The sequence below is a fragment of the Azorhizobium sp. AG788 genome, from assembly GCF_004364705.1.
GTDB classification, from domain to species: Bacteria; Pseudomonadota; Alphaproteobacteria; order Rhizobiales; family Xanthobacteraceae; genus Azorhizobium; species Azorhizobium caulinodans.
Map to the genome: position 1 here is coordinate 211,713 of NZ_SOBM01000001.1, position 19,006 is coordinate 230,718.

A 19,006-nucleotide genomic window follows, 5' to 3' on the forward strand; every position below is an offset into this window, starting at 1 on the left:
CGGCGGGCGCGTGATATGCACCGGCCATCATGGTTGAGGTCCGGCGCCCTATGCGGCCGGACAGGTGGGCGCTCACTCATTCATGCATCAAGGGCTGGAGTACCGGCCGCACATCGATGGCATGCGGGCCATCGCGGTGGGCGGGGTCGTTTTGTTTCATTTCGGGCTGACGCCGCTCTCCGGCGGCTTCACCGGCGTGGACGTCTTTTTCGTCATCTCGGGCTTCCTCATCTCGAAGACGCTCTATCGGGATGTGGCCGCGGGCGATTTCTCCTTCGCGGATTTCTATGCGCGGCGGGCGCGGCGCATCGTGCCCGCCTATGTGGCAGTGTCGCTGCTCTCGACGCTAGCCGCCGGCCTGCTGCTCTATCCGCACGCGCTGCGGGATTTCGCGGCCTCGCTGCTGGCCTCCACCGTCTTCGCCTCGAACATCTATTTCTATTTCAGCGCCAATTATTTCGCGCCGGCGGCCCATGAGCTGCCGTTGCTGCATTACTGGTCGCTGGGCGTCGAGGAGCAATTCTATCTCCTGTTCCCGCCGCTGCTCTTCGCGGCCCGGCGCTGCACGCGCCGCCGCGTGCCGCTGCTGCTCGCGGTGGTGGCTGTCGCCTCGCTGCTGTCGGGTGAGATGCTGCTGCGCTTCAATCCGGAAGCCGCCTTCTATCTGCTCCCGTTCCGGGCCTTCGAGCTGCTCATCGGCTGCCTGCTCGCGCTACCCGGCGTGCGCTTTCCGGCCCAGCCGCGCATCGCCAATGGCGCGGTGCTGCTCGGCCTCGCGCTCATCCTCGGCGGCATGGTGGCGCTGAGCGAGCGCGGCCCCTTCCCGGGCACGGACGCCCTCCTGCCCTGCGCGGGGGCGGCGCTGGTCATCTGGGGCGCGGACCGCGTGCGCACGGGGGCGGGCGCCCGCCTGCTGTCGCTGGCGCCGCTGCGCTTTGTCGGCCGCATCTCCTATTCGCTCTATCTGGTGCACTGGCCGGTGGCTTCCTTCGGCCGCCATCTCTTTCCCTTCGCCGAGGGATGGGAGTTCTTCCTCGGCGGCGTCGCGACCTCGCTGCTGTTCGCAGTGGCGATCTATGCGCTGGTGGAAGCGCCCTGTCGCCGCTGGCTCGGCACGGCCCCCCGCGCGCTCGTGGCGAGCACTGCCGGCCTCGCCGTGCTCGCGGCCCTCGCCGGGACCATCCTTGCGCTGGGTGGATTTCCGCAGCGCGTGGAGGCCCGCGTGCTGCGGATGCTGACCTATGTGCACTATCGCCCGAACGAGGCCTTCCGGACCGGCACCTGCTTCCTCGGCCCGCGCGAGACGGCCGAGAGCCTGCGCAGCGATCTCTGCCTGCCCGCGCGCCGGCCGCTGGCGGTGCTGTGGGGCGACAGCCATGCGGCGCATTATTATGCCGGACTGGAGCCGCTGTTCGCCGCGCGGGGCTATGCACTGGGCCAGCTCACCGCCTCCGGCTGCCCGCCGCTGCCGGGCATCGCCATTCCCACTCGCCCCAACTGTGCCGGCTTCAATGACTTCGCCTTGGCGGAAATCCTGCGCCTCAAGCCGCAGCTTGTGGTGATGGCAGGCTTCTGGTCCGTGGACCCGGCCTGGCTGGAGGCGCTTGAGCAGGCGCTGTCCAGGCTGGAGGCGGCCGGCATTCCGGCGGTGGTGCTGGGGCCGGGGCCGGTGTTCCGGCGCTCGGTCCCGCTCATTCTGGCGGACCGGCAGCGGGCCGGTGACCGCGGCGTGACCTCGGGCGATGAACTGTCGGCCGGCGTGGTGGAGGAGATCGACGCCGCCGTACAGGCCGTCGTCACCCGCGTTCCGGGCGCGCGCTATGTGCCGGTGCTGGAGACGATCTGTCCGCAGCGCCAGTGCCCGTTGGCGGCGGACCATGTGCCACTCTTCTTCGACAATGCGCACCTCACGGCCCACGGGGCGCAGGTCTTCTCCCGTGCGCTGATCGGCCGGATTCTGCCCTAGGACGGCGGCTCAGGCGCGCGGATGGGCGGCGCGATAGGCGTCCATGAGGCGCGTGGCATCCACCGCCGTATAGACCTGCGTGGTGGAGAGCGAGGCGTGGCCCAGCAACTCCTGGATGGCCCGAAGCTCGCCGCCCCGCGCCAGCAGATGGGTGGCGAACGAATGGCGCAAGGCATGGGGCGTGGCGCTGTCCGGCAGGCCGAGCGCGCCGCGCATGCGCTCCACCGCCATCTGCACGATGCGCGGTGACAGCGGCCCGCCCTTGGCGCCGCGGAACAGTGGTTTGTCCGCTTCCAGCACATAGGGGCAGAGGGCGGCATAGTCGGCCACCGCCTGCGCGACCTGCGGCAGCAGCGGGACCATGCGGGTCTTGTTGCCCTTGCCCGTCACCGTGATCTGATCGCCGACGCCCGGTTCCGGCATCATCGCCCGCGTGAGGCCAAGGGCCTCGGAGATGCGTAGGCCGCAGCCATAGAGCAGGGCGATCACCGCCGCGTCGCGGGCGAGCACCCAGGGGGCGCGGTCCTCGCCCGCCCGCGTGGCGGGATCGGCCAGGGCTTTCGCATCCGAGACGGAGACGGGCTTGGGCAGGCTGCGCGGCACCTTGGGCGCGCGCACGGCGGCGAGCGCGCCCACCTTGCCGAGCCCCTCTCGCTCCAGATGCCGGCCGAAGGAGCGAGCCGCCGCCATGAGCCGCACCAGCGTGCGCGGGGCCACGCCTTCCATGCGGCGGGCGGCGAGCACGGCGCGCACATCCGCCGGGGCGAGGGCCGCCATGTCGACGACGGTGGGCCGGTGGCCGAGATGGAGCGTCAGCAGGTTGAGCACCACGGCGAGGTCGCGGGCATAGGCATCCTGCGTCTTGGGGGAGAGCCGCCGCTCATGGGCAAGGCGCGCCAGCCAGCCCTCGACGGCCGGCTGAAGGTCCGCCGTCTGGGCCGCCAGAAGCGCCGCGCGCGAGCGGGCTGCCTTCTCCACATCCGACATGGCCATGGCTGTTCTCCTGACGCCGCCACCTTAGCCCGCGAAAATTAACGGTGCCCTCTTGCGTCCAGATATATCGAAAGATATATGTGCTGTCGTTGTATCGTAAGATACATCATAAGGAGCAAAGATACATGTTTGGATGCAGACACCATGGGCGCGAGGAGCGCTTTGCGGCCGGTGGCCGGGGTGAGTTCGGCGGCGGGTTCGGTGGCGGCTGGGGCCGTGGCCGGCGCGGCGGCGGCGGTGGGTTCGGCGGCGGTGGCGGCGGGGATTTCTTCCGCATCGGCCGCATGCTGGCGCAGGGCGATCTCAAGCTTCTGGCGCTGAGCCTCATCGCCGAGCAGCCGCGCCACGGCTACGAGATCATCAAGCTGATCGAGGAGAAGACGGGCGGCTGGTACTCGCCGAGCCCGGGCGTGGTCTACCCGACCCTGACCTTCCTTGAGGAAGCGGGTTATGTGACGGCCGAGCCGGACGGCGCCAAGAAGCGCTTCACCATCACGGAAGAAGGCCGCGCCTATCTCGAAGAGAACAAGGACGTGGCGGACGCGCTGGTGGGCCGCCTGTCGGAGATCGGCCTGAAGGTCGGCAAGATGCGCCGCTGGATGGGCAAGGGCGAAGAGGGCGGCGAGCCGTCCGGACTGCCCCGCCTCGTGGACGCGGCCATCGAGAACCTGAAGGACGTGGCGAAGGCCAAGCTGGCCGAGAACCCGCGCACGGAAACGCGCATCGTGGAAATCCTCGCCGGCGTCGCCAACGACCTGCGCGAGGTCTGAGCGGCCTCAAGCGCCGCAGCGACGCCGGACGGGTCGGACGCGACCCGCCCGGCGCCTGTCGCACAAAAGGGTGAGGCTCAGGCCCCTGCCACAAAAGGGGCCGCCAGCACCAGCAGGATGCCAAATACGGACATGGCCCAGACGCCCGAGCGGATGTAGGGCAGGCCAGTCGCATAGAGGGGCACATACAGCACGCGTCCCCAGAAGTAGATGTGGGCGCCGCCAACGGAGAGTGCGCTATGCGTTCCTGTCACGGAAGCGATCAGCACCGCCGCCACGAACAGTGGGAAGGTCTCCATCAGATTCCGGAAGGCGCGGTCCAGCCGGCCGGCCAGCGGCCCGAGTGGCTTGACGGCTTCATCGCGTGGGCCCGCATTCCAGGCCAGCCCGCGCTCGCGGGTGGCAAGCTGGGCCGCCACAATCAACTGGACCAGAGCGAGGACACAGCTTGCGGCGAGCAAGGCGAGTTCGTGCGTCATGCCATGTTTCCTTGAAAGGGCTTGAGGATCAGGTGGTAAAGCCCGCCCGCTTCAGCCGCACGATCGCAAGATCGAGCGCGGACAGGAAGGCGGAGCGGTCGCGGGGGGAGAAGGGCTTCGGCCCGCCGGTGATCTGGCCGGCGGAGCGCAGGTCGTCCATCAGATTGCGGGTGGCGAGCGTCGCGCCGATGGTGGCCTCCGTATGGGCCTTGCCATTGGGCGCGATCACATCCGCGCCCGCCTTCACGCAGCGGGCGGCAAGCGGGATGTCCGCCGTCACCACCACGTCGCCGCGCGACACCCGCTCGGCGATCCAGTCGTCCGCCACATCCGGCCCGCTCGGCACCACCACGCGGTGGATGCGGTCGTCACGCGGAATCGCGATGGGCTGGTTGGAGACCACATGGACGTGGAGCGCATGGCGCTCCGCCACCTTGTAGATTTCCGCCTTCACCGGGCAGGCATCGGCATCGACATAGAGGGTGATCGGCTCGGGGCGTGCGCTCATCCTGCCGTGATGGCAGGGGTGCTGCGATGCCGCAAGCGTGTTTGCATCCTGCCGGGACGACAGGCTTGACGGCACATCGGCCGTCATGGCCAGCATCGTCCATGACCAGCCTGCTCGACCATTGCCATCGCCTTCTGTCCGGTATCCCCGGTGTCGGCCGCATTGTCCGCCATGTCAGCCGCATGGAACGGGCGACACTCGTCGTCGTCGCCTTGACGGCGGGGGCCTTCTACCTCTTCGTCGCCATTGCCGACGAGGTGCGCGAGGGCGGCACCCGCTCGCTCGACGAGCGCATCCTGCTGGCCCTGCGCGTGCCCGGCGACCTGTCCAATCCCATCGGCCCGCGCTGGCTCGAAGAATCCATGCGGGACCTGACCGCGCTCGGCGGCACCACCGTGCTGTCGCTCATGACGCTGGCGGTGATCTGCTTCCTGCTGATGGTGCGCAAGCGCCAGACGGCGCTCATCGTCCTGCTTTCGGTGGCGGGCGGGGCGCTGCTCTCCACCCTCTTCAAATGGGGCTTCTCCCGCCCCCGGCCGGACCTCGTGCCCCACGGCATGGCGGTCTATTCGGAGAGCTTCCCGAGCGGCCATTCCATGATGTCCGCCATCGTCTATCTGACGCTCGGCGCGCTGCTCGCCCGCACGCAGGCGCGCTGGCGGGTGAAGGCCTTCCTGTTCGGCCTTGCCATCGCGCTCACCTTCATCGTGGGCGTGAGCCGGCTCTATCTCGGCGTCCACTGGCCGACCGATGTCCTCGGCGGCTGGACGCTGGGCGCCGGCTGGGCCGCTTTGTGCTGGCTGGTCATGCTCTATCTGCAATCGCAGGGCGAAGTGGAGCCGGAGGAACCGGCCCGCGATCCGGACGCCTGAGGGCGGGGGCTCGTCGCACTCGGCTTACGCGCGCTCCCTCAAGTCATGCCCGGGCTTGTCCCGGGCATCCACGCCGCGCCGACGGTATAGACCTCTGGCGGTGTGCTTGGCGGCACCCCGTGGATCGCCGGATCAAGTCCGGCGATGACGGTCGCGCGGGGGAGTGCCGGACGAGCCCAGTCCGATGGAAGCACCTCCAAACGCAAACGGCCGGCGCGAGGCCGGCCGTTCAGAAACAGAAGAGCGGGACGATCAGTCGAACAGGCTCGACACGGACTCTTCGTGCGCCGTGCGGGCGATGGCCTCGCCGATGAGGGTGGCGATGGGCAGCACGCGGATGTTGCGCGCCACGCGGACCGCCTCGGTCGGCAGGATGGAATCGGTGATCACCAGTTCCTTGAGCTTGGAAGCGGTAATGCGGGCCACCGCACCGCCCGAGAGCACGCCGTGGGTGATGTAGGCGTGCACTTCCTTGGCGCCGCGCGCCAGCAAGGCATCGGCCGCGTTCACCAGCGTGCCACCGGAATCGACGATGTCGTCCACGAGGATGCACGAGCGGCCGGAGACGTCGCCGATGACGTTCATCACTTCACTCTCGCCGGGGCGCTCGCGGCGCTTGTCGACGATGGCGAGCTGGGCATCGATGCGCTTGGCGAGCGCGCGGGCGCGCACCACGCCGCCGACGTCCGGCGAGACCACCATGGTGTTGCCGAGCTCGAACCGTTCCTTGATGTCGCGCACCATCACCGGGGCGGCGTAGAGGTTGTCGGTGGGAATGTCGAAGAAGCCCTGGATCTGGCCGGCGTGCAGGTCCAGCGTCATCACGCGGTCGGCGCCGGCGTGGGTGATGAGGTTGGCGACGAGCTTGGCGGAGATGGGCGTGCGGGGCGCGGGTTTGCGGTCCTGCCGGGCGTAGCCGAAATAGGGCAGCACCGCCGTGATACGCTTGGCCGAGGAGCGGCGCAGCGCGTCGATGATGATGAGCAGTTCCATCAAATGGTCGTTCGTGGGGAACGAGGTGGACTGCACCACGAACACGTCCTCGCCACGGACGTTTTCCTGAATCTCGACGAAGATCTCCATGTCGGCGAAGCGCCGCACCACCGCCTTGGTCAGCGGCGTTTCCAGGTAAGCGGCGATCGTCTCCGCGAGCGCGCGATTGGAGTTACCCGCGACCAGTTTCATGGATCTGTTCTCTTAAGGGTATGCGGCCCGTCCGGAAGATCGGGCACCGGAATCCTGTCGGCGCCCTGATAGGCATCCCGGTCCCGACTTGTAAAGACGCAGATTCAGCGGGACGCGTATGCGAGGCCGGGGGCCTCGGCGGCGGAGGGGCCGAAGGGCGACGCGCTGGCCACCGGGACTCCGCCCACATCCACGGGCGCGCTGGAGGGCGCCGTGGCCGGCGCCGGCTGCTCGGCGACCGGAGGAGTGGCTTCCGTCGGTCCGGCGGGGGCGGCGGCCGCAGGAGCGGACGCCGTGCCGCTGGCGGCGGCGTTCGGATTGCCCACCTGGAGGGTCTCGGAGAGGCTGGCGATGGTGGTGCCGGCGATGCGGGCGATCACCTCGTCGTCGCAGGAGGCCCAGGCGCCACCCTTGGCGGACTTGATGGTCTCCGTACCGGTGATGCGGGCGACGCGCTGCTTGTCGGCGTCGAACACGTCCCAGGCGTAGTTGACCAGCGTCTTGCCCTTCTCGGTGTGGGCCGAGACATAGCCGCGGATGCGGTAATTGGCCGGCTGGGTGCGGGAGACGAGGGCCACCTGCTGCTGCTCGGCCTGGTCGGCGAGCTTGGTCACGAGCCGGTCGAAGGTCGCCTTGGGCGGGCCGTCGATGGACTCAAAGGCCAGCGCCTGATTGGAGCGGGAGGAGCCGGAGGCGACGCCGGCGCCGTCCGTCTGGCATCCGGCGAGCGCGAGACCCGCGCCGAGCAGTGCAAAACGGGCGAGCCGCCCAACGAGGGCACCCCATCTCACGTGGCTCGTCGCGTCCGTCATGCCGCAACCCTTCTTCACATTTCGTTAAGCAGAAGGGGTAGCGTTCTTCCGGCTCGAGGTCCAGAAGTTCGGTTAAGGTATCGTTAATCGTGATCGGAAGCCGGCTTTCTGTAACGGTTGTTGGCACCCTGCGGCGCCGATGCGCGAGGTCCGGTGGCGCCCCGAAAGCTCAGCGCGGGGCCTGGCGGAAGCGCAGATAGACCCGCTGACCGATCATGAAGGGGTTCGGCGCGTCGATGAGCAGCACCCCGTCGGCCACGCGCACGTCCACCCGTTCCGTAGCGTCCGCCGTGCGGCGGGTATCGAGGAAGGGGCTGATGCGCAGCAGCCGGCCGGTGCCGGTGGACTGGTCGTCGCTCTCGGCGGTGATCTCCGCCTCCATGCCCGGACGCAGCAGCCGGACGAAGGGCTCCTGGATCTCCGCCTTCACCACCAGCGGCGCGTCGGGGATCAGCACGAACATCTCCGTCATGGCGGCACCCGACATGACATCGCCCGCCTTGACGTTGCGCCGGGCGACGATGCCGGCGACGGGCGCCCGCACCTGACGCTGCTCCATCTCGTAGCGCGCGGTCTCCATCTTCGCGGTGGCCTGCGCGAGGGCAGCGTCCCCGAGCCGCAGGTCCGCCGTGAGCGCGGCGAGGGCAGCTTCCGTCTCGTCGAGCGCCTGGGGGGAGATGGCCTGCTCCTTGGCCGCCCGCCGCATCCGCTCGGTCTGCCGCAACTGGGCGGTGCGCCGGGCATCCAGCGCCGTGCGCCGCGCCTGCGCCTCGGCCAGCTCCGCCTCGGCGGCTCGCAGGGCGATGGCGGCGGCGCGCGTATCGAGCTCGGCCAGAAGGTCGCCGGCGGCGACCCGCTGCCCCTCGCTGACCCGCACCTCCCGGACGATGCCGTCCCGGCTCGCGAGGATGCGCGAGAGGCCGCCCTCCACGTCCACGCGCCCCCGCGCCGCGGCGACGATGCCGGACTGCGCGGACAGGTTGGGGTCGGCCTGGCTCTCGTCGGGTCCCAGCAGCGCCCAGGCGCCGATGCCGAGGCCGATGCAGGTCAGCAGCCCCAGCGCGACGGTGGTGAAGCTGTCCAGCCGTCTCATGCCTGCGCTCCGGCGGGCAGCGCCGGCGCGGGGCCGCGGCGGTCGCGGATCAGGCATCCGTCCTCCATTTCCAGAATGCGATCGGCGCGGGCGATGAGGCGCGGATCGTGGGAGACGCAGGCCACGAGGGCGCCGCTCTCATGGGCGATCTGCCGGAGCAGATCGGTGACGCGCGCGCCGTTCACGCTGTCCAGCGCGCTGGTCGGCTCGTCGGCGAAGAGCAGGGCAGGGGCCTTCACCACGGCGCGGGCGATGGCCACGCGCTGCTTTTCTCCGCCCGACAGCTCCGCCGGGCGCAGATGGCGCCGCCGCCACATGCCGACCAGTTCCAGGGCTTCGCCGGCCTGTTCCACCGCCTGCGCGTGCGGCACGTCCAGATAGTCGAGGGCGATCTGCACCTGTTCGAGGGCGGTGAGGGCAGGAAACAGGTTGAAGCCCTGGAAGACGAAGCCGCAATGGGCGAGCCGGAAGGCGTCGCGGGCCGCGTCGTCCAGCTTGCCGAGATCGATGCCGAGCGCATGGACGCTGCCGCTGTCCGGCCGCGTGAGCCCGCTCATGAGCGAAAGCAGGGTGCTCTTGCCGCAGCCCGAGGGACCGATGATGAGGGACATCTCCCCCGGCCACAGGTCGAGGGAGACCTGCCGCAGGGCTTCGGTCCGGATGTTCTGCACCATGTAGGATTTCGACAGGGCGCGGGCGCTCAGATGGGGCGGCATCAGCTATCTCAGCAGGGAGGCGGGATCGGCGCGGCGCAGCGGGCGCAGGGCCAGCAGGCCGGCGACCAGCGCCACCGAGAACACGACGAGGGCCGAGAGCAGCATGATGCTGCCGCGCAGCTCGAACGGAATGGCATTGAGCCGCGCCAGCAGCGCCGCCAGCAGGCTGCATGCGAGGCCGAGGACGAGCCCTGCCGCGCCAACGAGGCCCGCCTGCTTCAGCACGATGCGGCGCAGGTCCGTGAAGGGCACGCCGAGCGCCCGCAAGGTGGCATATTGCGTGGTGGAGGCGGCCACCGCCGCCATGAGCGTCTGGCTGGTGATGAGCGTGCCCACCAGCATGGCGATGAGGGTGGCGAAGACGAAGCCGATGCCGGCCCCCGATTCCAGCAGCCAGTAGCGGACCGAACGGTTGGCGAGATCTTCGGCGGTCCAGCTCTCGAACCGGGCCTTGCCGGCGAAGGACTGGAGGCGCCGCCTTACGGCGGATGTGAGGCGGGGGTCTTCCACGCCGGCGAGGAAATAGGTCGCCTTGTCCGCGCCCCGCAGGGCCGGGTCCAGCAGGCGGGCGGTGCTGAGCGAGGTGACGACATTCACGCCGCCCATGGAGCGCAGATTGTCGGTCACGCCGACGATGCGCACCATGTGGCCGTTGATCTCGGCGGTGGCGCCGATGTCCGTGGCGAGCTTGTCGAGGTCGCTTTCGTCCACGAGGATGGTGCCTTCCTCCTGGAGCAGCACGCGCTCGCGCGGCGTCACCGAGCGGGCGAGGCCGAGGCCATCCCTGCGCGTGTCGATGCCCACCAGCGTCACGCTCATGCCGCCGCCCCGCGCGCCGCGCCAGTCGCCATTGCCGAGCAGCAGCGTCTCGAGGCGCGAGATGCGGGGATCCATCAGGATGTCGGCGGCGATGCCGGAATCGATGGGCCGGCCGAGATCGGCGCTCGGCGTGCCGGGAAAGCCGACCCAGAGGTCCGCGCGGGACTGGGTGACATAGAGGGCGTTGGCCCCCACGATGCCGAGCAGCAGCGCGCCCTGCACGATCATGAGCACGCCGGAAAAGGCGACCGAGATGGTGGCGGGGAGAAAGCGGCGCCATTCGTGGATCAGGCTCTTGCGCGCCAGGGGTACGGCCATGCTTTACTCCCGGCCCGCGACGGGCGCGGCACCGCCCAGCGCCTTGTAGAGCGCGACGAGGGCGACCGCTTCCACCTCCTGCGCCTGCACGAGGCGGCGGCGCCGGTCCAGCAGCGCGGTTTCTGCCTCCCAGAGCCGGGCGCGGTCGGCGAGCCCCTCGCCGGACAGGACGCGGGCCGAACGCTCGGTCTGCGCTGCTGCGGCAACCGCCGCCTTCTGCCCGGTGACTGCCTTGCGGCTGGCGCTCAGGGCCGCGAGGGCGTCCGAGGCCTCCTTGTAGGCGTCGAGCACCGTCTGGCGGTAGGCGGCCTCGGCCTCCTCCACCTGCGCCCTGCGGGCGGTGAGGTTGGCTTCGCGCCTGCCGTAATCCAGCAGCGGGATCTGGAGCACGGGACCTCCCGCCACACCGAAGGCGGAATTGGTGAAAGGCGCGCCGGCGCCGATGGTGCCGACGAGGCGCAGCTTGGGATAGAGGTCGGATAGCGCGATGCCCGCCTCCGCCGAGGCGCGCAGGACGCGCTGCTCGGCCGCCCGCACGTCCGGGCGCGCCCGCAGCAGGTCCGCCGGGCGGCTGGCGGGCAGCCCTTCCGCCGGCATCGGCTGGGGACCGGCCGTCTCCAGCGCCGGATCGTGCGTCGCGGAGCCGAGCAGCGTCGCGATCTGAAGCCGGAGGCTTGCGGCGCGGGCATCGAGGTCGGCCAGTTCGGCCTTCGCCTCGGCCAGGGCAAGGGCGGCCTCCGCCTCTTCGCCCAGCGCGGCAAGGCCCGTGCGGATGCGGGTCTGCACGAGATCGGAGCGTTTGCGCCGGGCCTCCAGCGCGGCGCGGGCGATCACCTGCTGCTGCTGGACCGCGCGCAGCATGATGTAGGCCCGCGCCACTTCCGCCGTGACGGAGATCTGCACACTCTCGAGATCCGCCGCAACGATGGCGGCGGAGGCGGTGGCCGAGCGGTTTGCGTTTTCCGCAAGACCGAAGAGACCGACGTCCCAGCTCATGTCGAAGCCGGCCATGAGCGGACGGCGCAGCGGATCGTCGGTTTCCGAGGGATTGGTGGTGGCGATGGCGGTGCCGCCGGCGCCGGCCATGGGCAGGAACAGGGTGTTGGCCGCTGCCGCCTGCGCCCGGGCGGCGGTGAGCCGAGCGCGGGCCTGCGCCACCGAGAGGTTCTGGCCCATTGCCTGATCCACGAGCCGGTTAAGGGCGGGATCGCGGAAGGTGCGCCACCAGTGCCCGGTATCGCGACGGGCCAGCGGCACATCCGCAGCCGCATAGGCGGAGGGCAGGGCCGGTGCCTCGGCAGTCGTCTCCGGCAGGGCCGCGCATCCGGCGGTGAACAGCGCCAGACCGAAGGCGCAGAAAACCCCTCGCCGGGCCTTTCGCATCCCCCAAGGCCCCTTGGCCCCTTCCATGGGCTCGCGCCCTACCACCGACCGCATCCGTTTTTCTTCCCGAGCGGAAACCCTGCCGAACCGCCCGCGACAGATCACCGGGCGGCTTCGGCGAACGCGTGGGACGGGCGCCGTCGGCCGCCGGGGACATCCCGCAGCGTGGCGAGAGGCATGGGGGTGCTGGATTGCCGCAACATTACGGGCTTCGCACCCGAGGTGCCGATCCGCGACATGAGGGCGAGCGTGCGTTCGATGACGACGTTGCGCTGCCGGTCCAGCGTCACGATGTGGTAACTGTCGTCCAGCACCGTCAGGTCTGCGATGCCACCGAGACGCCCGGCGATATGGGTGCTGTTGCGCAGGCTGCTGATATCGTCCGTGCGGGCATGCAGCAGGATGGCCGGGGCCTTCACCTCCGGCAGCTCCCGCCGCACGCGGGCGCTGATCCGCCATAGCTCCCGAAGGGCATGGGCCGGCGTTCCGGCAAGACCAGCCTCCGCGCTGTCGCCCCCCAGCATGGCGGCGGCGACGCGGGCGCGGATGCGCGCATCGCGGATGCCGAAGGGCTCGCGCTCCACGAACCGGTAACGGCGGCCGATGGGCGTATAGACCGCGACCTTCAGCAGCGCGCGATACCACGGCATGGCCCAGCCGTCGTACCAGAGCGTCGGGGCATAAAGGGCAAGGCCATGCACGTCCGATCCGCGTCGGGCCGCCAGATGCAGGGCCAGCACGGCACCGAGCGACAGCCCGCCGACCACCACCCGCTCGCACCGGGCGGAGAGGCGGTCGAACGCGGCTTCCACGCTCGCGTACCAGTCCTGCCAGCGTGTGGCGACGAGATCGGCCTCCGTTCCGCAATGTCCCGCGAGCGTGCAGCAATACGCGGTGTGCCCCGCCGCGTGGACGGCCCGCGCGATGCGCTTCAGCTCGACGGGTGTACCACCGAGGCCGTGGATGAGCAGTAGGCCTGTCGGGCCGCCCTCGTACAGGATGTCGTGCACCGATGCGGGGTAAGGGGTGTCACTCTGGGCGCTCACGGAAGATGTCCTCCATCAGCCGCAGCAACTGGGCATTGGCTCGGGCGTTGATGACCGCGTGATCTGCGGCGCGGACGCGCCGGCAGTCATGGTCGGTGAAGGCGAGAAAGCGCCGCCACGGATCGCGGAAGCGGGCGGGCGAATAATCGCCGCAGACATCCATGCCGACGATGCGGTGGCGGGTGGCGATGCGGCGGAGCAGGACGAGTGCGTGGACCAGGGACATTTCGCCCTGGTCCCAGTTGGTCAGGGCGTCCGGCTCGCAGAACACGTCCTTGTCGAGGGTGATCCAGACCGCGCGGGTGGGGATGCGCCTTGGCAGGTCCGAGAGGAAGCTCTCCCATGCCGCGCCGCCCACGTTGTGCCAGCGGATCGTGTTGCCCGTCCAGCCGGAGGCGGCCGACATGCGGGCGCTCAGGAGCCGGGAGGGCGGGTGGCGCCACGGATAGACCTCCAGCGCCCCATCCGCGAGGGCACGCAGGTTCGCGCCCTTCAGGTCCGGCGCGGCGAGATCCGGGCTGCAGGGGCCGATGGTGATGACCTTACGCACGTGGGGGAGGCGCAGGGCGCGGCTGACCCATCCGCCGCAGTTGAAGGTGGGGGGAAAGGTCAGCCAGTCCGGATGGTTGTCGAGATGGATGACCGTCACCGGCTCGTCGACCCGCCGCAGCAGGCCGGCGGTGAGGTGATGGAAGTCGCCGGAGCCGTAGAAGAACATGTCGGCGTCGCGCCCCGGCGGCGGCAGCCGCCCGAGGAACGCTTCCATGGCGCGGCGGCCGCCCGTGAGCCGGAGTTGGGGTGCGAGGTCGCGCATCTCGACGAATGTCGCCGCCCCGGCGGCGCGGCGATCGAGAAACAGCGGCTGCGCGGCGACGCTTCCGTCAAGATCAAGGACGCACAGCCGCATCTCTCAGCCCCGGGTCACGCGGGTGATGAGGAGATCCAGCAGGCGGATGGCCTGGTCGATCTCGGACTTGGTGATGAGCAGCGACGGGGCGAGGGTGACCACGTTCTTGTAGTAGCCACCGATATCCAGCACGAGGCCGTGGCGACGCCCGTCGAGTTCCAGATCGGCGGCCAGCGCGATGTCGACCATGCGGTCAACAAGGGCCTTGTTGGGCGTGTAGCCGTCCTCCTCGCAGATCTCCATGCGCAGGGCGAGACCGAGCCCGTCCACGTCGCCCACCACCTTGTGGCTGCGCTGGAGATACTGGAGGCCTTCCAGGAAATACGCGCCCTTGGCCATGACGGCGGCGCCGAAATCCTGCTCTTCCTCCACCATGCGCAGCGTCTCCAGCGCCACGGCGGTGCCGAGCGGATTTGAGGCGAAGGTGGAGTGGGTGGAGCCGGGCGGGAACACCTCCGGATTGATGAGCGCATCGCGCGCCCAGATGCCCGAGAGAGGGTTGAGCCCGTTGGTGATGGCCTTGCCGAAGACGAGAACGTCGGGCGTGACGCCGAAATGCTCGATGGACCAGAGCTTTCCCGTGCGATAGACGCCCATCTGGATCTCATCCACCACGAGCAGGATGCCGTGGCGGTCCAGAACCTTCTTCAGCTCGATGAAGAAATTGTGGGGCGGGATGACATAGCCGCCGGTGCCCTGGATGGGCTCCACGAAGAAGGCGGCGCATTCGGCCTCGCCCGCCTTCGGGTCCCATACGCCATTGTATTCACTCTCGAACAGGCGCTCGAACTGCTTCACGCAGTGGAGGCCATACTCCTCCTTGTCCATGCCCTTGGGGCCGCGGAAATGGTAGGGGAAGGGCACGAACAGCGCGCGGTCGAAGTGGCCGTAGCGGCGGCGATAGCGATAGGACGAGGTGATGGCGGAGGCGCCGAGCGTGCGCCCATGATAGCCGCCCTCGAAGGCGAACATGGTGCCCTTGCCGCGCCGGGCGTTGCGCACCAGCTTGAGCGCATCTTCCACCGCCTGCGACCCGCCGACGTTGAAATGCACGCGGCCCCCGGCGCCCCATGTCTTCTCGGCATGCTGGGCGATGGTCGCGGCCAGCTCGATCTTCTCGGCGTGGAGATACTGGCTCGCCACCTGCGGCAGGCGGTCCAGCTGGCGGGTCAACGCCTTGTTGAGCCGCTGGTTGCCATAGCCGAAATTGACGGCGGAATACCACATCTGGAGGTCCAGATAGGGCACATCCTCGGCGTCATACATATAGGAGCCCTGGCAGCGGTCGAAGATCTTCGGCTCGCTGTAGTGCACGGTGTCGCCGTGCGAGCAGTAGCGCTGCTCCAGGGCGAGCAGCCGGGTCTCGCGGCTGACGTCGAACGCGCTCGGGCGGGTGCCGCCGGCGGCGAGGTGACGGGCGGGGATGTTCATTGGACGGCTCCGTTCTTGAGGGTGCGGACGGGCGCGTGGGTCAGCCACTGCGCGACATCGCCCAGGGTTTCGAAGGGAAGGTAGGAAATGCCGTTGCGGCGGCAGTGGTCGGCGAGCTTCGATTTTGCGAAGACAATCTGCGCGGTCTCGGCCACGCAGAAGTCCGAGCGCCCGTCGCCGATCAGCACCACGGCCTCGCTCTCCGCCAGCGCGAGCCCGCACTTGCAGGTGCCGGCACCGCATTCGGAGGCGGCGTTGGGGAAGGCCAGCGACCAGTGCCCGCCGGACAGGGCGACGAGGCGGTTCGCCCGCACCGGCAGGCGCAGATCGTAACGGGCAAGCACACGCATGATCACGCGATCAAGACCATCCGAGACGATGGTGAGCGGAATGCCCCTGGCCCGGCACTGGTGCGCCAGATCCGGAAAATGGGGGTCGACCGCGATCTGGTCGGCGAATGCGTCGAGTTCCGCGGCCGAGGCCCGGATCAGCGCCACCTGCCGGCGCATGCATTCCATTGAGCCGATGCGGCCGGCTTCCCAGTCCTGCTCCACGTCGCGCCAGGACGGGTGGGCAAAGGATTCGAGGATCAGATCAGTCGTATCTTGCCTTGTGATCGTTCCATCAAAGTCGAGCATGATGGTCATGCGCGGAAGCATCGCAGATCAGTCTCTTTCCGGACCGTCAATCTGACGGCGGAGGGACATTTTCATTCGAGCATTACGGATACATTACGTAATATGGAGACACGAAAATTATCGCCGCTTTGTATTTACGGAGCGGTATGCCCATATCCGGCGTCATGCGTCGCGCCGGGGCGAAGGGAGGCGATGCGGCCGCCGTCCATCTGGATCACACGGTCGGCCAGCGCGAAATAGCGGTCGTCATGGCTGACGCAGATGATCGTCTTGCCCAGCGCGCGCAGCTCCAGCAGCAGTTCGTGATAGAACAGCCGCCGGTAGGAGGGATCCTGATCGGCCGCCCATTCGTCCAGCATGAGGATGGGCCGGTCCTCCAGAATGGCGTTGATCAGCGCCAGCCGCTTGCGCTGGCCCGTGGAGAGATCGAGCGTCGAGAAGCGCCCCGTCTCCACATCCACCACGCCCTCCAGATCGAGCCGGCGGAGCCAGACCCGCGCGCGGGCCACGGTGTCGGCGCGCGGCGCGAGCTCCTCGAACAGATGGAAATCGGCGAAGACGGCGGAAAAGAGCTGCCGGTATGCGGCGAGGTCCTTCTGCGCCAATGGCCGGCCGTCGAGCAGGAGGTGTCCGCTCGCGGGCGTGCTCAGGCCCAGCAGCAGCTTCACCAGCGTGGTCTTGCCGCTGCCGTTTCCGCCGACGATGAACACCAGCTCACCGGCGCGGATGTCGAGGTTCGTGACGTGCAGGGTGAACACGCGGCCGGTGGCGGGATCCTCCAGCCGGTGGACCACGTCGCGGAGCGCGATGCTGTGGCCGAAGGCGGCCGGACGCCCATGCTGGTTCTCCGTCTCCCCGCGATCCGCTGAGAATTCCGCCGAGAGGGCGCTGATCCGGCGGAAAGCGATCTGCGCCTGGCTGAACACGGGCAGGGCGCCCGCCAGTTCCTCCACCGGCCCGCGCGCGAACAGCATGACGATGATGAATCCGGTAACGGCCTCGTTCGGAATGTCGAGGAAAGGGCGGATGATGAGGATCACCCCGATGATGAGGAAGATCAGCGAGAGGCTGAGCACGTCCACGGCCCAGAAAATGGCAAAGGCCCGCCCGTTGAGGCGGGCGATGCGGTTCGTCAGGTCGACGATCCCGTGCCGGTGGAGCCGCTCCATGCGGTCCCTGTTGAGCCGAAGCTCCTTGGCGCCCTCGACCACGCTGCGGAACAGCTTCTGGAGGCTGTCCTCCAGCGAGCGCGCCGCCTCGAAGCGGTCCAGCCACATGGCCATGCCCTTGTGGTTGAGGAACCCGCCGAGGGCGACGACGCCGAGCGCGAAGGCGAGCATCACCGGCGACAGATGGAGGAGGTAGACGAGGCAGCCGGCGACGATGGCGAAGGCGGCCGCATAGCCCGCGAAATGGTGAGCAAATTCGGAGATCTTCTCCACGTCGCCCGTGAGGATCGCCAGCAGCCGGTGGGCCTTCGCGCGCTCCACCGCGGCGAGCGGGGCCTCGAGGATGCGGCGGCAGATGTCCTGCCGCAGCCGGGCGATGATCTTCTGGCCGAGGATGCTGTTGCCGATGCCGGCCGCGAACTGGCCGAGCAGGCTGATGACGCACAGGGCGCCGAAGGCCAGAAGGCCCGTCACCGGCGCCTGTACCGTCAATGCCTCGTTGATGACCGACAGCGACCAGGCCATGGCCATGCCGCCGATGGCCCCCGCGATGGTGGTGCCGAGGATCGGCTTCCAGAAGGGGCGCAGCAGATGCAGCACTTCCCGCATCAGGCGCGGGCGGGCGGGGGAGGCGTGGCGCATGTCCTGGCCCTGCTGAGAGATCGGGATGCCGCTCGCCCGGCTCATGCCTGTACCCGCCCGGGCGCGGGGCACCGTGCCGCCTGGAGGCTGGGGTCGAGTTCCTCGAAGCCCAGCAGCGGCGAGATGGCCCGCAGCATCGCGTTCAGCATCGGGCTGCGATGGCGGAAATAGTTGTGCATGGGTTCAAGGACGCTGCCGAGCCGCAGCTTGTTGGCGAACGTGCCCTGGCCGGTCTGGAGCCGCGTCTTGCCGTTGGCGATGCAGTAACGCACGTTCTCCATCCAGCTGATGAAATAGAGGTCGTGCGTGCGGGCCAGCGGGTAGTTCATGCCGAGGAACTTGTCGATGACCCGGTCCTCCTCCACCATCAGCAGGTTGAAGGCCGCGAGAACGCCGTCGATCCGGTAGCAGACGCAGAAGGCGCGGGGCGCCAGCGCCGCCACCACGCGGGTGAAGTAATCGGCCGGCAGCTGTTCGAAATCGCCGTAATCCGAAGGGCTCTCCAGCCGGGTCTGCTCGTAGAGGGCGAAGATCTCGTCACCGATGTCCGAGATGTCGTGCCGGTATTCGATCTCCACGTGGGCGGCGTCGCGCAGCTTGCGCTTCATGTCCTTGCGGGTCGAACGGGACAGCGAGGCGAGATAGTCGTCGAACGTGGCATAGGGCAGATGAAGCACCGCCACCGGCAGGCTCGACATGCGCGTATAGCCGCGTGCGAGCAGATGCGGGCGGAAGGCCGGCAGGTCGTCCTCGTGAATGTCCTTGATGACGGTGAGGCCGATGTTTTCGAGATGCGCCTGCCGCTCCAAGAGGTCCAGCAGGCGGTCGGCGGCACGCAGCCGGTCCGCCTCGTCCATGTCCGGCGGGAAGCCGCAGTGGCAGCGCTCCGCGAACGGCGAACCGAGGCCAAGCATGGGCAGGCGGAAGAGCCGGGGGAAGCGCCGGTCGAGCTGCCGCATGGCGGCGCCCAGCCAGCCGTCCTGGATCGAAGTGTGCAGTGCATATTCCATGCGGAACAGCGGCGCCACGGCCTCCGGCCTCTGGGTGCCGTTGGCGATCAGGGCGCGCACGTGGGCCTGCGCGGGCCGCGCGGCAGCGCAGGCCTGATAATAGCGCAGGTTCTCCACCTCTCCGGGAAAGCAGATGTCCCACATGGCCTCGGGCAGGCGGCCGAATTCGCTGACGGCGGAAACCCTCACAGCCTGACGTCCTTTTGCGGCTTTGAAGCGCGACGCGCGGGGCCGGCAACAGGACATGCG

17 protein-coding genes and 1 pseudogene are annotated in these 19,006 nt (G+C 69.0%); 3 read left to right on the forward strand and 15 right to left on the reverse strand.

The window, feature by feature from the left end; all coding sequences use genetic code 11:
* Window positions 1–82 precede the first annotated feature (82 nt).
* Window positions 83–1,966, forward strand: coding sequence for an acyltransferase family protein (locus tag DFO45_RS01000; RefSeq protein ID WP_133863412.1), 1,884 nt, complete (start codon window positions 83–85; stop codon window positions 1,964–1,966).
* A gap of 9 nt (window positions 1,967–1,975) precedes the next feature.
* Here DFO45_RS01000 and DFO45_RS01005 read toward each other — a convergent pair.
* Window positions 1,976–2,869, reverse strand: a pseudogene (locus tag DFO45_RS01005) (tyrosine recombinase XerC); the annotation flags it as partial.
* 215 nt (window positions 2,870–3,084) lie between these two features.
* On the opposite strand from DFO45_RS01005, the gene DFO45_RS01010 reads away from it, so the two are divergent.
* Window positions 3,085–3,729 carry a PadR family transcriptional regulator gene (locus DFO45_RS01010; RefSeq protein WP_133863414.1) on the forward strand — a complete coding sequence of 215 codons (645 nt, stop codon included), beginning with the start codon at window positions 3,085–3,087 and terminating at the stop codon, window positions 3,727–3,729.
* Window positions 3,730–3,806: 77 nt separating this feature from the next.
* Here DFO45_RS01010 and DFO45_RS01015 read toward each other — a convergent pair whose 3' ends face one another.
* Window positions 3,807–4,208 (reverse strand): MAPEG family protein, encoded by a 402-nt coding sequence (locus tag DFO45_RS01015; RefSeq protein WP_133863415.1) that lies wholly within the window; start codon window positions 4,206–4,208, stop codon window positions 3,807–3,809.
* Window positions 4,209–4,236: 28 nt separating this feature from the next.
* On the reverse strand, window positions 4,237–4,716 hold the full coding sequence (locus DFO45_RS01020; RefSeq protein ID WP_133863416.1) for a YaiI/YqxD family protein: 480 nt from the start codon (window positions 4,714–4,716) through the stop codon (window positions 4,237–4,239).
* A gap of 101 nt (window positions 4,717–4,817) precedes the next feature.
* On the opposite strand from DFO45_RS01020, the gene DFO45_RS01025 reads away from it, so the two are divergent.
* Window positions 4,818–5,588 carry a phosphatase PAP2 family protein gene (locus tag DFO45_RS01025; protein ID WP_012172519.1) on the forward strand — a complete coding sequence of 257 codons (771 nt, stop codon included), beginning with the start codon at window positions 4,818–4,820 and terminating at the stop codon, window positions 5,586–5,588.
* 252 nt (window positions 5,589–5,840) lie between these two features.
* On the opposite strand, the gene DFO45_RS01030 is transcribed toward DFO45_RS01025, so the two are convergent.
* The 12 genes from DFO45_RS01030 to DFO45_RS01085 all read right to left on the reverse strand — a co-directional run bounded on the left by DFO45_RS01030 (window position 5,841) and on the right by DFO45_RS01085 (window position 18,946).
* Window positions 5,841–6,773 carry a ribose-phosphate pyrophosphokinase gene (locus DFO45_RS01030; RefSeq protein WP_012172518.1) on the reverse strand — a complete coding sequence of 311 codons (933 nt, stop codon included), beginning with the start codon at window positions 6,771–6,773 and terminating at the stop codon, window positions 5,841–5,843.
* 104 nt (window positions 6,774–6,877) lie between these two features.
* Window positions 6,878–7,585: a hypothetical protein gene (locus DFO45_RS01035; RefSeq protein WP_133863417.1), complete on the reverse strand. Its 708-nt coding sequence runs from the start codon at window positions 7,583–7,585 to the stop codon at window positions 6,878–6,880.
* 169 nt (window positions 7,586–7,754) lie between these two features.
* Window positions 7,755–8,678, reverse strand: coding sequence for an efflux RND transporter periplasmic adaptor subunit (locus DFO45_RS01040; RefSeq protein WP_166657020.1), 924 nt, complete (start codon window positions 8,676–8,678; stop codon window positions 7,755–7,757).
* On the reverse strand, window positions 8,675–9,394 hold the full coding sequence (locus DFO45_RS01045) for an ABC transporter ATP-binding protein (protein ID WP_012172515.1): 720 nt from the start codon (window positions 9,392–9,394) through the stop codon (window positions 8,675–8,677). The genes DFO45_RS01040 and DFO45_RS01045 overlap by 4 nt, the downstream gene beginning before the upstream one ends.
* Before the next feature lie 3 nt (window positions 9,395–9,397).
* Window positions 9,398–10,531: an ABC transporter permease gene (locus tag DFO45_RS01050; protein WP_012172514.1), complete on the reverse strand. Its 1,134-nt coding sequence runs from the start codon at window positions 10,529–10,531 to the stop codon at window positions 9,398–9,400.
* A 3-nt stretch (window positions 10,532–10,534) separates the two neighbouring features.
* Entirely contained in the window at window positions 10,535–11,968 is a 1,434-nt protein-coding gene (locus DFO45_RS01055; RefSeq protein WP_133863419.1) for an efflux transporter outer membrane subunit, read from the reverse strand.
* Window positions 11,969–12,015: 47 nt separating this feature from the next.
* Window positions 12,016–12,960 carry an alpha/beta fold hydrolase gene (locus tag DFO45_RS01060; RefSeq protein ID WP_208299718.1) on the reverse strand — a complete coding sequence of 315 codons (945 nt, stop codon included), beginning with the start codon at window positions 12,958–12,960 and terminating at the stop codon, window positions 12,016–12,018.
* Window positions 12,944–13,867 carry a hypothetical protein gene (locus tag DFO45_RS01065; RefSeq protein WP_012172511.1) on the reverse strand — a complete coding sequence of 308 codons (924 nt, stop codon included), beginning with the start codon at window positions 13,865–13,867 and terminating at the stop codon, window positions 12,944–12,946. The genes DFO45_RS01060 and DFO45_RS01065 overlap by 17 nt, the downstream gene beginning before the upstream one ends.
* Window positions 13,868–13,870: 3 nt before the next feature.
* Window positions 13,871–15,298: an aminotransferase class III-fold pyridoxal phosphate-dependent enzyme gene (locus DFO45_RS01070; protein WP_133863420.1), complete on the reverse strand. Its 1,428-nt coding sequence runs from the start codon at window positions 15,296–15,298 to the stop codon at window positions 13,871–13,873.
* Window positions 15,295–15,945 carry an HAD-IB family phosphatase gene (locus DFO45_RS01075; protein ID WP_208299719.1) on the reverse strand — a complete coding sequence of 217 codons (651 nt, stop codon included), beginning with the start codon at window positions 15,943–15,945 and terminating at the stop codon, window positions 15,295–15,297. Before DFO45_RS01075 ends, DFO45_RS01070 begins: the two co-directional genes overlap by 4 nt.
* Before the next feature lie 125 nt (window positions 15,946–16,070).
* Window positions 16,071–17,792: a cyclic peptide export ABC transporter gene (locus tag DFO45_RS01080; protein WP_208299720.1), complete on the reverse strand. Its 1,722-nt coding sequence runs from the start codon at window positions 17,790–17,792 to the stop codon at window positions 16,071–16,073.
* Complete coding sequence (locus tag DFO45_RS01085; RefSeq protein ID WP_166657021.1) at window positions 17,789–18,946, reverse strand: GNAT family N-acetyltransferase; 1,158 nt, start codon at window positions 18,944–18,946, stop codon at window positions 17,789–17,791. The genes DFO45_RS01080 and DFO45_RS01085 overlap by 4 nt, the downstream gene beginning before the upstream one ends.
* Window positions 18,947–19,006: the final 60 nt, after the last annotated feature.

Excerpts from the sequence above, each read along its gene's own strand:
- DFO45_RS01000 (WP_133863412.1), top strand. The coding sequence starts at position 83 with ATGCATCAAGGGCTGGAGTACCGGCCGCACATCGATGGCATGCGGGCC.
- DFO45_RS01010 (WP_133863414.1), top strand. The coding sequence starts at position 3,085 with ATGTTTGGATGCAGACACCATGGGCGCGAGGAGCGCTTTGCGGCCGGT.
- DFO45_RS01015 (WP_133863415.1), bottom strand. The coding sequence starts at position 4,208 with ATGACGCACGAACTCGCCTTGCTCGCCGCAAGCTGTGTCCTCGCTCTG.
- DFO45_RS01020 (WP_133863416.1), bottom strand. The coding sequence starts at position 4,716 with ATGAGCGCACGCCCCGAGCCGATCACCCTCTATGTCGATGCCGATGCC.
- DFO45_RS01025 (WP_012172519.1), top strand. The coding sequence starts at position 4,818 with ATGACCAGCCTGCTCGACCATTGCCATCGCCTTCTGTCCGGTATCCCC.
- DFO45_RS01030 (WP_012172518.1), bottom strand. The coding sequence starts at position 6,773 with ATGAAACTGGTCGCGGGTAACTCCAATCGCGCGCTCGCGGAGACGATC.
- DFO45_RS01035 (WP_133863417.1), bottom strand. The coding sequence starts at position 7,585 with ATGACGGACGCGACGAGCCACGTGAGATGGGGTGCCCTCGTTGGGCGG.
- DFO45_RS01040 (WP_166657020.1), bottom strand. The coding sequence starts at position 8,678 with ATGAGACGGCTGGACAGCTTCACCACCGTCGCGCTGGGGCTGCTGACC.
- DFO45_RS01045 (WP_012172515.1), bottom strand. The coding sequence starts at position 9,394 with ATGCCGCCCCATCTGAGCGCCCGCGCCCTGTCGAAATCCTACATGGTG.
- DFO45_RS01050 (WP_012172514.1), bottom strand. The coding sequence starts at position 10,531 with ATGGCCGTACCCCTGGCGCGCAAGAGCCTGATCCACGAATGGCGCCGC.
- DFO45_RS01055 (WP_133863419.1), bottom strand. The coding sequence starts at position 11,968 with ATGCGGTCGGTGGTAGGGCGCGAGCCCATGGAAGGGGCCAAGGGGCCT.
- DFO45_RS01065 (WP_012172511.1), bottom strand. The coding sequence starts at position 13,867 with ATGCGGCTGTGCGTCCTTGATCTTGACGGAAGCGTCGCCGCGCAGCCG.
- DFO45_RS01070 (WP_133863420.1), bottom strand. The coding sequence starts at position 15,298 with ATGAACATCCCCGCCCGTCACCTCGCCGCCGGCGGCACCCGCCCGAGC.
- DFO45_RS01075 (WP_208299719.1), bottom strand. The coding sequence starts at position 15,945 with ATGACCATCATGCTCGACTTTGATGGAACGATCACAAGGCAAGATACG.
- DFO45_RS01080 (WP_208299720.1), bottom strand. The coding sequence starts at position 17,792 with ATGAGCCGGGCGAGCGGCATCCCGATCTCTCAGCAGGGCCAGGACATG.